Source organism: Proteus sp. G2626 (assembly GCF_009915985.1).
In the GTDB taxonomy this organism is placed as follows: domain Bacteria; phylum Pseudomonadota; class Gammaproteobacteria; order Enterobacterales; family Enterobacteriaceae; genus Proteus; species Proteus vulgaris.
Map to the genome: position 1 here is coordinate 597451 of NZ_JAABNH010000027.1, position 13503 is coordinate 610953.

Below are 13503 nucleotides of genomic sequence, written 5' to 3' on the forward strand. Positions count from 1 at the left end.
TTCCTCTTTCAAAAAAGATTATTTATTCAGGGGATTGGGTGACAATCTGTGAATATGTTGTTTGATTGATGCGATGCATGACATTAATATCTTCAGGCATTTCTGAAGCATTACTCGTCTCAACAGCTAATGATGAAAAAGCTGATGCATAGCGTAACGCATAAGAAAACTGCTTTCCTTTTGCCAATGAGGCGGCGAGCGCACCATTAAAAGCGTCACCTGCCCCTGCAGTATTTTTTACCACTGCCGGATAGGCCGGCGAGTAAATATACTTATATCCGTCATAAGCTAACGAACCTTTACTACCTAGCGTAATAACCACCTTATTTACGCCCTGTTGATAAATAGAAACAGCCGCATTTTTTGCAGATACTAAGTCAATAACTTCTATTCCAGATAATAAACTCGCTTCCGTTTCATTAGGTGTTAATACATCTATCATAGGAAGTAATTCATTAACTATTTTGTTATAAGGCGCTGGATTAAGAATAATAGGAATATTATTTTCATTTCCAATAGCAATAATTTCTTTTAATGCTTCAATATTCGTTTCTAACTGTAATAAGATAATATCTGCATCAATAATTTTATCTTTCTGTATTTTTACTTCATCTGCTGAGATATCCATATTAGCGCCTGAGTAAATAGAAATAATATTCTCTCCACTTTCCTCTGAAACAAAAATAGAGGCTGTACCTGTTTGATAATTTTCAGTTTGGTATATCGTTGATGTTTTTATTCTTGATGACGATATAAAATTAACTGCATAATCACTAAATTGGTCAGTACCTATTTTAGTAATAAAATGCACTTGAGCATCGGCATAGCTAGCGGCCAGTGCTTGATTACAACCTTTACCTCCTGGTGAGAAGATAAACTTATTCGATAATAAGGATTCCCCGGCTTCTGGCAATCTAGGCAAATAGCTAATCATATCAACATTAAATGAACCCAGTACGCACACCTTATTTATTGCTGTTTTGTTTGCTAAATCGTTTTTATCAATTTGATCATTACATTCTAGAAATTGTATAATTTCTTTCTTAGCCACTTTATCTAATGTCTCAAATTCTATAAAAGCGCCACCATGGCATCTTTTTATAATTCCTTTTTCGGCTAATGTATTTAAATCTGATCGAATTGTTTCTTTGGTAACATCAAGTTCTTTTGCTAAAACAGAAACTTTTACTGCACCATTACCCTTGATCAGATTTATTATTTTTTTATGACGCTCTGCTTTCATTTAATGTTACCTCTATGGCAACAACTTTAGTTTATTAGTTGTTATGGGATTGTGATTACAATCATATGTTATTTATTAAAAGCAAAAAAAAGCAGAAATACAAAAATAAAAAACAAAAATAAACAGAAATAAATAACGATAATCGTAAGATTATTTAATAAATAAATTAAAGTCTTATTTCTTTTTAAGAAAAAACAATGCGATAAATAATTTATTTTTAAATTATTTATCATAAGTAAATTTAATACTATATTTTTATTTTTGGCGATGGGTAGTAATATAAATTAAAACAGAAAAATAAAAATTACTTTTAAAGATAAGCAGTTACAAAAAATTAATTGTATCTTTATACAAAAAAGTAGTAATAATGCTTAAATTAAATACAATTTAATTGAATCGAGCAATGCATTAATTATTTTTATCATCATTATTTTCATAACGTTTTTATAATAAAGAAAATTTAATCATTATATTGACTGAAAACAGCCCCCTCTCTATAAATTGGCGTCATTTAGTTAAGTAATATAAAAGCAATGGCTAAAACACACTCAATATTCATCTTCTATTTTTGTGATCTTGATAACGTTAAATCAAATAGTGAAGTTCCTTTTTAGGAGAAATAAAACTTATTTTTTGATTTCATCTTTTTTTCTAGCGATTTTTATCAAAAAAACCCATTATACTTTGTCTATTTGATACATCATTTAGTCAAACTTTAATTTTGTTTTGTAAATCAATGAGGAATTTTATTTTTTTTCATTTACCATCAAAGAAGAGCATTTGTTTTTTACTCACTCAATTTGACATAATTATAACTGGAATAAAAATATAATTAGATTATAAATCTAAAAAAACAAACAAACACGATATTTATCGCTAGTTATTTTTGTCAGTTAATCTTTTTATCAGAAACATTTTGTCATACTTCTTTCCTCGCACTTCATCCATTTTATGCCTAAATTTATACATACCGTCAGACAAAATATAAACTCCTGACAAAAAGTACAACGTAAAATAAGGATATATCAATGAAAATAAAGTCACTTATCGCAATCTCATTATTAAGCGCTAGCTTTTCCCTTTTTGCCGCGGAGAGTTCAACATCATCGGCTAATATTCAGGCTCAAGGTGTTATCCAAACTCAAAAAGAACTTAATGATTATGAGAAAGTCATGATAGAAAAAGTCTGGGTAACGACTGATGCGATTGACGAAAAAGGCAATAAAACAACTGCCGATAATGCCCAAGTCAGTAATTATTTTGGTCTTGCTGAATATTATCCGAATGGCACATTCATTATGTTTACACCGGAAGGTAAACAAAAAATGCAAGGCGATTGGTCAATGTCAGATGATGGCAAGATACGTACCTTAGTTGCTAAAGATACTGAAGGTAAAACGCTATTTACCCGTGATGTAGAAAATATCACGATTAATAACGATGAATATACTTATCGTATTTATCCAAACGCAGAAGATCGCAACACTTATTTCGACATTGTGCATCATATTAAGAAATAAATTTAATACATTATTTACCTAGTCTTATTCTCTTCCAAACAAAAAGGGCTATTTTGTAAAACCAAAGTAGCCCTTACTTTATGGTTATAACTTACTTCTCACTCTACGGTTTGAACAAAGCTAAATATCGAAATTAACAGGTTACATTAAAATAATGATTGTGATTTACCTTCAATCCAATAAATGACTTTATGTGCTTCTTCCGGTGTTGGAACTTCCAATTTACTTAACATACGATCCATTACTTTAATAGGTACCACTTCATTCCTTGCATTATTTTGCTTTTGCCATTGAGCATAAGGCACTTCAATGTAAACCAGCGTTATTTTTGCATTATAACGATAAAACAAAGTAACCAGCTGATCGCGCATTTGCCTTGTAATATTCGTGGCATTCCAAACAAAAGGTTTATGCTCTCGCAAATAAATACGAGCTTGCTCTTTTGCTTTTTGTGCTATCCAACCATTAGCATCTCGATTATCGGGTTTAATATTATGTTGCCTGCGTAGGTCATCTAAACTCACGATAGGAATATCTGCACAAAATTGACGAATATAAGTATCTTTCCCCATACCAGGTAACCCGCACAGTATCGTGACATCACTGCCTTTTTCAGGATAAGGCTCATAATTACAATCAGTGCTATTTTCTGTATAAAAATAGTGAAAACAGGCTTCATCAGAAGGAAATGGTGCAGATCTACGCCAACAATTTAACTCTTCACAATAAAGCATAAATAAAGTTATTTTATCAAAAAGCCCTTGTTTATCATCACAATCCCGCCCTAAAACATCGGCCTTAGCCAATAAAGCCAGTAAATAGCAATCCACTCTTAACGATGCAGCAATTAAGGCTTTTTTAGGATCTGTTTTATCCATTACCCATAAAGGTAATCCATGAAAGCGAACTAAAGCTGCAATTTGCTCTCTATCGGCAAAGCTTAAAGGTACTTTTTCATAGAGAAAACGTCGCGTTGTTAATTCGCCTTTGCGTGCATGACCAGGTGAAATAATACGCCCTTCTTCTTCTCGTGTTGTAGAACGTTTTTCTACATCATGAAGCAATGCCGATATCCATAAAATTTGCTGCTCTCTTTCTGTCAGAGTTTTATATTCAGGTAATGATTTAACTGAATTGATTACTCGTTGTGTATGTATTGCCACATCACCTTCTGCATGATGAATCGAGTCTTGTATAACACCAGCCATATCACTGATTTCATCATACAGTTCACAAAGTTGTTCCCATGACATTTCAGTGTGTAATTTCTTGTGAAGCATCATTGAGACTCCTGTATTTTTTCCCAGATTAACGGCGCGCGTCGCCAGTTCTTTTTCCAATGAACATCCGTTTTTACATGATCTTTTCTGACATATTTAAAAACACGATGAGAAAAATCATTTAAAGAAAATGGCTGTGCATCTCGTGTCACAATACCTTCCATTGGAGTTGGCTTTTGCGTTAAAACATCTTGAGATTGAAAAAAACTTACCTGTTTGGCTTGTGAAACAATCATATTTTCAAACTCTGTTTTATCCTGACATTCAGGCAGTTTAATTTCTGGCACGGTAGGAAGATCAAACAGAGAAGCATAAAACTGCACTTCTTCCCAACCTAGCCATTTATCTTTATAACGAACCGCAAACACATAGAAATATTCTTCTAAGTGTGCATATTCAATAGAATGAATGGCATATAGATTTTCACCAAAAATATCTAATTCACCTAAATCATTTTTCATCAACTGCCAACGTTGACGCAATTGAGAAGTCCATGCCGATTGCGTTGGTGTGGCATGAGAGCGTGCAAAAACGCCCATTTTATTTAGGCAATTATTTTCTCCATCCAACTTTTCTGTATGGATAAGGTGTTTTATTTGGCAAATATCCTTCCACCATTGCACATTTATACGATCATCATTCGTTGTGCCCGGTGAAAAAGGATAGTGATAGGTTCTATTATATTTTTGTGATTGATTATTCATTATTTAATACTCATTAAGTAACAGAAATCCTACCAAATTTAAAGAGAAATTCGGTAAGTCAATTTTTCTGTATTTGCACTATTCCTTCAGTGCCTTAATGCGTATTACATAATAACAACCTACAATAAAGAGAGAGAAAATAAGGAGATGGTTATATTAACCTCAAGCTGAATAGAGTGCTAGATAAATAACTTTTTTATCTCTTATATTACTTTTTTGCCTAATTTTGACATCAAATATCGGAGGAAACATGTACAACGATCTCCAAGGAAAAGTAGCTGTCGTTACAGGTTCATCAAGAGGTATTGGTGCTGCTGTTGTATCTCGATTAATCGCTGAAGGAATGAATGTCGTAATTAATTATCATTCTAATGAAAAAGAGGCCCAATGCCTTGCAACTGATTTAAATAAATTAAATTCAGGTAAAGCAATTATTTTTGGGGGTGACATTAGTAACGAGGATATTGCTCATAATCTTATTTATTGCGCTATAAACCATTTTGGTAAGCTAGATCTTCTTATTAATAACGCGGGTATTGAAACACAAACACCCTCTCACGCTGTTGATTTAGCTGACTGGCGTAAAATTATCGATGTAAATTTAACAAGCTATTTTCTCACTGCCCGCTCTGCATTAAAATATTTTGTAGAAAATAACATTCAAGGCAATATCATTAATATGTCATCTGTTCATGAGATTATCCCTTGGCCAACATTTGCAAGTTATGCCGCAAGTAAAGGTGGTGTAAGAATGCTGACTCAATCTCTTGCTCTTGAATATGCAAGCCACGGCATTAGAATTAATTCGATTGGCCCAGGAGCAGTAAATACGCCTATCAATCAAGAAAAAATGCAAGACGATACTCTTCGTGAAGAATTAGAAAATATGATCCCGATGAGATATGCAGCTGAACCAGAAATGGTTGCCAACGTTGCCGCATGGTTAGCATCAGAACAATCAACCTATATTACAGGACAGACCATTTTTATTGATGGTGGAATGACCCTTTACTCTTCTTTTCAAGGCGGTAAAGGTTAAGACTAACGAGTAATAAAACACCCACTTTTTGGTTATTAAAATGACTAAGAAGTGGGGGTGTGTGATGATTTATTCTTTTTCTAAATAAATAAAAACATTTTCAGAGTTGATTAAATTTTCAGGAAGAATAAGAGAAATATCTGAAATAAATGGCATATCTAATTTTTGAGTTCCTGTTGAAATAGATACTCCCGCCTTTAGCCACGCATCAGCAACTAATTCTGTACAATAAACACCTTGCTTCGGGTAAATACTAAAATTTTCACCCACACGACTTAATGCGATTTGCACAGCATTATTTCTAGCTTCTTCGCTTCCTTTCACTTGATAAAAGCGGACAGAATTAGGTTTTGCTCGACGAATAAAAAAAGCTAGATTATCAATAGTCACGCCATCTTTTCTATCCATATGTTCACTGGGTGTTGAATGAATCACTTGAATACCATTATCCGAAATCCACACCATTCCTACATGACTAAATCCACTTCTATCGACTTGCTTAATTATTTCACTGATCGCTTCATCGCCATCTCGAAAAACTAAATCGCCATTTTTTAAATCATAAGGCAAAGCGAGCGCATAAAATGCGCTCACTAAGAATAAAACTAAAATATTAAATACACGAATGATCACTTGAAAGCTACTTTCCATTTACCATCTACATTAACCATCTCTTGTGCCTTAGTTTTTTCCACACCATCTTTTAATACGGTTTTTAATGTCACAATCGCACTATTTTTATCGTCACTATATTCAATACTGACGATTTCAACTTTACTCAAACCACCCTGCTCTTTAACTTGTTTTCCTGTTTCAGCAACAATCATTTTAAATTTGCTATTAAATTGTTCAGCTCTTGGATCCTTTTCTATCTCACCTAAATTAACTAATGAAATAGCTTTATCACCATTTCCTTCAGCAATCGCTTCAACAAATGCAACCGCTACCACACCAGGACCATCCGTTTTATCATTACAAGCTGATAGTGTTATTACTGCAAATATTAAAAATAGAGAACCCATTATTCTTTTTAACATAATTCACCATTACCCTAATACGTTATTTCCCGAACAACAGAATTAATAAAAACAGGCCCTATATTAAGATATAAAATAACTAATATATTATTTAATCACTACCTCAATAAAGAACACTACTTTAGATTTTTCTACTATAAATTATACGTGATAAAAATAAATCCGGCATATTTTTATGTTCTTATTTATCAAAAAATAAAAAATAATTTAATTTTTTCCATTCATTTTTATATTTTGCAAGAGCACGATGAAAGCCCAAATTTGATAATACTCAACATCATTATTTTTGAAAGTATTAAAAATAAAATTATTCTCTTTTTATTGTTATAATTGCTTTAATTTTGACTAAATATCGCGTAATTCATCCTAATTTATCTAACTAACAAATATTATTTATATTAATATTTTATGAAGTATCTCAATTTAATGTCATTTATAACAATATTAGAACATTAAATTATGTTAAAAAACAATTCTATTTGTTTTCACAATATATTTTCTCGTATTATTCCATCTTATTTACGTTATTTGCCTATAACACATCGCTAATAAATACAAACAAACACTAGAAAAATTGTGATCACATACGCCTTTTTACATCATTAATGCTATTTAAGACAAATAAAAACTGCTTTTTTATCAACAAATAGGTAATCTAGCTGTCTGATTTTGATGACCAAACATGAATAGTTAAAAGGATATTTTATGTTTACTTCACAGCTCATGCTGGTCGGTTATGTGTTATTGGTAAGTCCTTGTGGAAATGATTCTTGTGATGCAGTTCCTATTACAGAAACAATTTATACTAAAGATGAATGCACAACACGACTTAACTACTTAAAACAAAAAAGACCTGACCTTATTATTTTCTGTGGAGAAGTCTTAAGAGATCCTGATGTTACTGATGAGAATCCTTATCTCACACCACCAAACAGTGCAGATGATGTTTTCCAAATAAAGTAGTTAACCTACTTTAAATTTATCATTAAGATAAAATACAATTTAATTTGTTTTCTTTTTACGGTATACTCTTTGTACTTGAATATGTAAGGACACGTATTAGGAGTCACTAATGTCTATTGCGAAACGTACCAAAGACAAGCGCATTGCGTTAGGTTTAACACAATCAGAACTTGCTACCTTAGCAAGCACCACACAGCAATCTATCGAACAATTAGAAAGTGGTAAAACTAAACGCCCCCGTTTTTTACCTGAATTAGCAAAAGCATTAAATTGCGATTTAACTTGGCTTTTAGAAGGTGAAGAACAACCTGATATTGCTTCTGAAATTCCACCTGAAAATGAATGGCAACCTGTTAGTGAATGGGATAGCAATACCCCTTTAGATGCAGATGAAGTAGAAATTCCCTATTTTAAAAGTATTGAACTCGCCGCGGGTGATGGCTGTTGTACTAATGAAGATCATAACGGATATAAATTAAGATTTTCAAAAAGTACGTTACGCCGTTATGGCGCATCATCTCAAAATGTTATTTGTTTTTCTGTTTATGGCGACAGCATGTCTCCCGTTATCCCGAATGGTTCAACCGTTACTGTAGATACAGGTAATACTCGTATCGTTGACGGTGGTATTTATGCTATTGAGCAAGATGCGTTATTCAGAATAAAATTACTTTATCGCCAACCAGGAGGTAAGTTGATTATTCGTAGCTACAACAAAGACGAATTTCCTGATGAAACCGCTGAAACTGACTCTGTAAAAATTATGGGCCGAATTATTCACTGGTCAGTAATGGCATGGTAATTAATAAATAACAATGTAATCTCACCGTATTGAATTTTCAGTAATAACATGTCCTTTAGACAATAACACCGATTTATCAGCTAGTGCTCTGATTTCACGCGGTTCATGAGTCACCATGATCATCGTCATTTCCTTAGATTTCAAGGAGCCAATTAAGTCCCAAAGCTGATAACGTGTTTCCCAATCCAAACTCGAAAAAGGTTCATCCAGTAATAACAGTTTGGGTTGGCTAATAAGCGCTCTTGCCAATGCAACACGTTGTTGCTCCCCACCCGAAATTTGATGTGGATAACGGGTTGCTAAATGTGCAATTCCCATTTGTTCTAAGATTATCCGCTCTTTTTCTTTACTACGTTTTTGCTTTGCTCCATATTGCGCCAACCATAAATTTTGCGTTACAGTCATAAATGGAAATAAATAAAGTCGTTGATTTAAATATCGGCAAGAACGTAGCCACACTGGCTGTGTATTGATATTTTTATCTGCAAGATAGACATCTCCAGAGTACGAAGTATATCCCGCTATTGCATTTAAAAGTGTTGTTTTACCACTTCCTGACGTACCCGTTATTGCTAAACATGTTCCTTTTTCTATCCCCAACGAAACATCTTTTAATATACCCGACGTTAATGAACGAATTTCTAGCATGATGTCTTCCTTTCTTGTTGTAAGCGCTGCAACGCAAATAATAAAGTGATCGCAATAGCGATAAGAACAAGCGCACAACCTATCGCTAGCGTAAAATCGCCACTTGCGATATTTAAATAAATTGCCATTGGCAATGTTTCTGTTTTTAAACGAGTAGCGCCAGCCAACATTAAAGTGGCGCCAAATTCACCTATCGCACGAGAAAAAGCAATAATGCATCCACTCATTAATGCAGGCCAACAAAGAGGAATTTCAACAAGAAAAAATGTTTTTGTTGGTGTTAACCCTAAGTTTTGCGCTGTTTGAATATAGGCAGGATCAACAGATTTAAAAGCAGAAAGACTATTTCGCATAATAATAGCGCTAGCAACGTAAGTTTGAGCAATAATAATACCTAAAGGAGAAAAGAGTGAACGTGATAATTCGGGGAAAAATCCCGTTAAAGGTCCCTGATTTCCTAATAATAACAATAATCCGATACCAATAACTAAAGGCGGTGTCACCAAAGGTAAATCAAGTAAAGCATCAATAAAACGATCTCCTTTAAAGGGTATTCTTGCCATTGCCCATGCAGCTGGCACACCTAAAATAATCGCCAAACATAAAGAAGTTAATGCTGTACTAAGTGACATACCAATAGCAAAATGAAATTCAGGATCAGTAATAACTTGCCTAAACTCAACATATGAAAGTTGGCATATTAATGCAATGAGTGATCCTAAGATCAAAAATAACAATAAAAAAAGTGGAATTAATGCCCAACGAAACACGTTATTTCCTTTTTTTAAAAATAAGATTTATTTTGCTTTAATAATAAAAAAAGCCACCAGTGAGTTGGTGGCGAAAAATACAATTTATGTGAGAAAAATCTATGGTTTTGAAATTACAGGAAGAAAACCATAATCAGTAAAAGCTTTTATCCCTTCAGCGCGTGTAAAATAATCGGCCAGTAACTGAGCTTCTTTTGGGCTTGCTGATGTTTTTAAAACCGCAAGTGTTGCTACTTCTTCAGGGCTACCTTCTGGTACGGGAAGTAAAACCAACTTATCTTGGTTTTTTATTGCATCTGCATATCCAATAATAGCAGCATCTACTTCGCCATTAAGTAAATACATAAGCAATTGTTTAATTGTAGCAGTGCGTACAACCACTTTATTACGTAATTTATCGCCTTGACCTGATGCATCAATAAGTTGTTCGCCACTTTTTCCTAATGCAATAGCTTTAGCATCGCCCATACCTAGTTTTAACGAGCTCTTCGCAAGATCTTCCAGTGTTTTAATATCATCGATTTTATCTTTACGCACAGCGATAACGGGAATATGGCGAACAATAGAATATTGGTTAACAACGTATCCTTCTTTATCCAACTTTTCTACATAATTTTGTGAACCTGGAAAGAATAAATCACCCTGCTTAGTTAAATTGAAACGTGTTAATATTTGGCCTGAACCGCCATATTCAATTGTGACTTTATTTCCTGTCTCTTTTTCAAATACATTAATAACATGTTCTATCGGTTGTTTTAAACCTGCACCAGCATAAAGATGAAGTTCAGCTGCAAGTGTATTATGACAAATTAATCCTAGTGCTAACCCTAGGCCAGTCAGTAATTGCCTTTTCATAAAATGGGTAACCCTAACTATCGTTATGTAATTTTTTATATAATGAATGAGATAAGAGTCTAAGGCAAGAGGATCATATAAAAAAAGAGAAAAATGTTAACAACTTATCATTTTTACCTTTTCTTTTATCTGTGAGTTTCACAAAAAGAAACTGATAAAAATAAATACGTCAATATGTTTATTTTTATCAGAAAAAATAGATTATAAAATAGTGGTTTACACGAAAAAACCCCGTTTTCACGAGGATTTTATTATTAACTTTCTAGCTCTAATAATGCCAAAGCCGTCACTTCATCGATAACAATATCAGTCGCGTAACCTCCCTTTATCGCCCCTATTGTTGCTTGAATATTTTCTCCTCCCCCAGCGATAAAAAGCCGCTGTGGTATTTGCCTTAACTGAGCTAGGCTTATTCCCATGATCCTCAGGTCAATATCAGAAACCAAAGGATTGCCTTGAGCATCATAAAAACGTCCACAAATCACACCTACAGCACCTAATGCACGGTATTGCGCCATTTCACTTCGGGTTAAAACACTGGTTGTTACCAAAGGGTTATCATCAAGTGTATTACCTACAACAAAGAGTGCTTTATTACATTGATTCAGCGCTGAAAAATTACGTCTAATAATTGGTTCGGCTTGAAGCTCCATAGCTAAACGCGCACTTGAAACAACAGCCGGAACATGTAAATTAATACTGCATCCTGATAATTTATTTGCAATTAATGCAGCTGCTTCTGCCGTTTTAAAATCAGGTTGTGGTGCGACAGCACCTATCATTTGTAGTACGGTGACATTCTTTAATGACTTGGGTGGAAGGTAATTACCTAACTTATAAATTGTTCGTCCCCAAGCAACACCTAAAATATCATCATCACTTATTATTTGAGAAAGATACATAGCTCCTGCTTTTGCTAATCTTTCTCTGTTCATATTTAATGTATGTTGCGATTTATTTTTTTCTTCATCAGGTAAAATAAGCACATTATTAAGATCGAATTTTGCTTTTATTCTGATTGCATAATCAATCGTAGAAAATACCGATGAATCTAAACTAATATTTACGAATCCTTTTTCTCTAGCTAAGTGCAAATATTTCACGACAGTGACTCGAGAAACACCCATAATATTTGCAACTTCACTTTGACTGAGTCCGTCCTGATAGTAAAGCCATGCAGCATAGAGAACGGGATCATTATCAAATAAACTCGCGTTCTTTAGCGAATTATTATCCATTTTAAACCCCACAAATTTTTATAAATCTTTTGACTAATTAATTTATTTTATATTAGAGATATTATTAAAGATAAAAATGTCTTTATCTAAATTAAGCCTTATAACACAAATAGATACATTCTATTAATCTACTAATAATATCGGCACCCTGATATTTTTCTTTACTACAAGAACCTCATAATACGTAAAAAGCCCTTAATAATGCCGTAAACGGTTCATAACGAGAAAGTTTTTTTTGAAAATACTGTTTTATTTTGATAAAAATAAAAATATTAGCTTTAAGTTTTAAAAAGTTTTATTTTGATAAAATTAAAATCACCTAAGTCTTATTGTTGCTATAAAGAATCAAATTGATTTCACAAGGAAAAAACAATGATAATTGCATACTCAACAGCACCAAATGAAAAAATTGCTAATGAAATAGCTCACAACCTCATCAATGCAAAACTAGCTGCCTGTGTAAATTTAATACCTCAAATAAAATCCATTTATCACTGGAATAATGAAATTATTGAAGATAATGAAATACTTATGATGATAAAATCCGAAAAGAGTAAACAACAAAACTTAATTGATACTCTTGTCAAAATACATCCATATGATACTCCCGAAGTCATTATAATACCGATTGAAAGTGGTTTTAAAGGTTATCTTAATTGGATCTATAACTCCTTGAATTAATATAACGTTAAGTTTTCATCGAGTTCTCTTTTTCAAAAAAATGACAATAAATTGTGAATAAAAATATTTTACATCATCTCATTAATGAGACAAATAACCTATTGTTAATATTAAATTAAATTTCTTTTTCTGATTGTGATAGGTATTTAAAATACACTTTATAATGATAAATATTTTAATTTCAACTAACAACAATCTAGATGATTAATTAAATCCTATACGATCAAGTATGTTTTTTTTCTAATTCTTAGTATATTTTAAATATATAGGTTAAATAGCCTTTAATGCTAAATTAATAACGTTAGCAACATCTTATTCTTTTTATTTTCTGTTATAATAAAAAAGCTTTCTCTAATTAACATACAAAAAGGAGTGAGTTATGAAAACAAACAGAGTCGCAAGACGTATTTTAGGTTTACCTTATAATTTAAGTCGTACTAAAAGGAAAGTCCGTTTTTCCATTATTGCCTCTGCAAATGCTGAAAATGTACCCGCTGAGTTAAAAAATACAGCTAAAATCTGTTTAAAACAGGACTTCAGAAAAAATGCAGAGCATAAGCGTATATATATGAAGTTAACAGATGCTTATCCAGAGTATCTTGCTACTAATTAATATGTTTATACGTTGACGCTATTTAAGAACTATTTTTGTAATCAATTTGTATACATAAAATATTAAAAATAGCATATCCCTTACATAAGGTAAGGGATATTAGTTTTCTA

General features: G+C 32.7%; 15 protein-coding genes. 6 read left to right on the forward strand and 9 right to left on the reverse strand.

Features of this window, described 5'->3' with window-relative positions; genetic code table 11:
• Window positions 1–22 precede the first annotated feature (22 nt).
• Window positions 23–1243: a PfkB family carbohydrate kinase gene (locus GWJ05_RS15250; RefSeq protein ID WP_036936264.1), complete on the reverse strand. Its 1221-nt coding sequence runs from the start codon at window positions 1241–1243 to the stop codon at window positions 23–25.
• Between the two features lie 1028 nt (window positions 1244–2271).
• On the opposite strand from GWJ05_RS15250, the gene GWJ05_RS15255 reads away from it, so the two are divergent.
• Window positions 2272–2763: a DUF4822 domain-containing protein gene (locus GWJ05_RS15255; protein ID WP_036936261.1), complete on the forward strand. Its 492-nt coding sequence runs from the start codon at window positions 2272–2274 to the stop codon at window positions 2761–2763.
• 146 nt (window positions 2764–2909) lie between these two features.
• Here the strand turns inward: GWJ05_RS15255 and GWJ05_RS15260 are convergent, their stop codons facing one another.
• Both GWJ05_RS15260 and GWJ05_RS15265 read right to left on the reverse strand, forming a co-directional pair.
• Entirely contained in the window at window positions 2910–4046 is a 1137-nt protein-coding gene (locus tag GWJ05_RS15260; protein WP_123822169.1) for an AAA family ATPase, read from the reverse strand.
• A complete protein-coding gene (locus GWJ05_RS15265) occupies window positions 4043–4747 on the reverse strand; it encodes an RNA ligase family protein (protein ID WP_087802257.1) in 705 nt (234 codons plus the stop codon). Before GWJ05_RS15265 ends, GWJ05_RS15260 begins: the two co-directional genes overlap by 4 nt.
• Before the next feature lie 250 nt (window positions 4748–4997).
• On the opposite strand from GWJ05_RS15265, the gene GWJ05_RS15270 reads away from it, so the two are divergent.
• Window positions 4998–5786, forward strand: a complete 789-nt coding sequence (locus tag GWJ05_RS15270) for a glucose 1-dehydrogenase (RefSeq protein WP_036936252.1) — start codon at window positions 4998–5000, stop codon at window positions 5784–5786.
• A 69-nt stretch (window positions 5787–5855) separates the two neighbouring features.
• On the opposite strand, the gene GWJ05_RS15275 is transcribed toward GWJ05_RS15270, so the two are convergent.
• Both GWJ05_RS15275 and GWJ05_RS15280 read right to left on the reverse strand, forming a co-directional pair.
• Window positions 5856–6437: a YiiX/YebB-like N1pC/P60 family cysteine hydrolase gene (locus GWJ05_RS15275; protein WP_087802255.1), complete on the reverse strand. Its 582-nt coding sequence runs from the start codon at window positions 6435–6437 to the stop codon at window positions 5856–5858.
• The gene (locus tag GWJ05_RS15280; protein WP_036936249.1) at window positions 6416–6823 is read right to left on the reverse strand and encodes a DUF4878 domain-containing protein; all 408 of its coding nucleotides are present in this window, start codon (window positions 6821–6823) and stop codon (window positions 6416–6418) included. Before GWJ05_RS15280 ends, GWJ05_RS15275 begins: the two co-directional genes overlap by 22 nt.
• Window positions 6824–7528: 705 nt before the next feature.
• Here GWJ05_RS15280 and GWJ05_RS15285 point away from each other — a divergent pair.
• Together GWJ05_RS15285 and GWJ05_RS15290 are read left to right on the forward strand one after the other, a co-directional pair.
• Complete coding sequence (locus GWJ05_RS15285) at window positions 7529–7786, forward strand: hypothetical protein (RefSeq protein WP_036936246.1); 258 nt, start codon at window positions 7529–7531, stop codon at window positions 7784–7786.
• A gap of 109 nt (window positions 7787–7895) precedes the next feature.
• Window positions 7896–8588, forward strand: a complete 693-nt coding sequence (locus GWJ05_RS15290; protein ID WP_036936243.1) for an XRE family transcriptional regulator — start codon at window positions 7896–7898, stop codon at window positions 8586–8588.
• Window positions 8589–8609: 21 nt separating this feature from the next.
• Here GWJ05_RS15290 and GWJ05_RS15295 read toward each other — a convergent pair whose 3' ends face one another.
• The 4 genes from GWJ05_RS15295 to GWJ05_RS15310 all read right to left on the reverse strand — a co-directional run bounded on the left by GWJ05_RS15295 (window position 8610) and on the right by GWJ05_RS15310 (window position 12099).
• Window positions 8610–9236 (reverse strand): ABC transporter ATP-binding protein, encoded by a 627-nt coding sequence (locus tag GWJ05_RS15295; RefSeq protein WP_036936241.1) that lies wholly within the window; start codon window positions 9234–9236, stop codon window positions 8610–8612.
• Window positions 9230–10006 carry an ABC transporter permease gene (locus GWJ05_RS15300; RefSeq protein ID WP_103004681.1) on the reverse strand — a complete coding sequence of 259 codons (777 nt, stop codon included), beginning with the start codon at window positions 10004–10006 and terminating at the stop codon, window positions 9230–9232. The genes GWJ05_RS15295 and GWJ05_RS15300 overlap by 7 nt, the downstream gene beginning before the upstream one ends.
• A 99-nt stretch (window positions 10007–10105) precedes the next feature.
• Window positions 10106–10861: a molybdate ABC transporter substrate-binding protein gene (gene modA / locus GWJ05_RS15305; RefSeq protein ID WP_161681480.1), complete on the reverse strand. Its 756-nt coding sequence runs from the start codon at window positions 10859–10861 to the stop codon at window positions 10106–10108.
• Window positions 10862–11115: 254 nt separating this feature from the next.
• Window positions 11116–12099, reverse strand: a complete 984-nt coding sequence (locus GWJ05_RS15310) for a sugar-binding transcriptional regulator (RefSeq protein ID WP_036936233.1) — start codon at window positions 12097–12099, stop codon at window positions 11116–11118.
• A 372-nt stretch (window positions 12100–12471) separates the two neighbouring features.
• Between GWJ05_RS15310 and cutA the strand changes: the two genes are divergently transcribed.
• Together cutA and sra are read left to right on the forward strand one after the other, a co-directional pair.
• A complete protein-coding gene (cutA, locus tag GWJ05_RS15315; protein ID WP_036936231.1) occupies window positions 12472–12780 on the forward strand; it encodes a divalent-cation tolerance protein CutA in 309 nt (102 codons plus the stop codon).
• 379 nt (window positions 12781–13159) lie between these two features.
• The gene (gene sra / locus GWJ05_RS15320; RefSeq protein WP_036936229.1) at window positions 13160–13393 is read left to right on the forward strand and encodes a stationary-phase-induced ribosome-associated protein; all 234 of its coding nucleotides are present in this window, start codon (window positions 13160–13162) and stop codon (window positions 13391–13393) included.
• The last annotated feature ends 110 nt before the right edge of the window (window positions 13394–13503 follow it).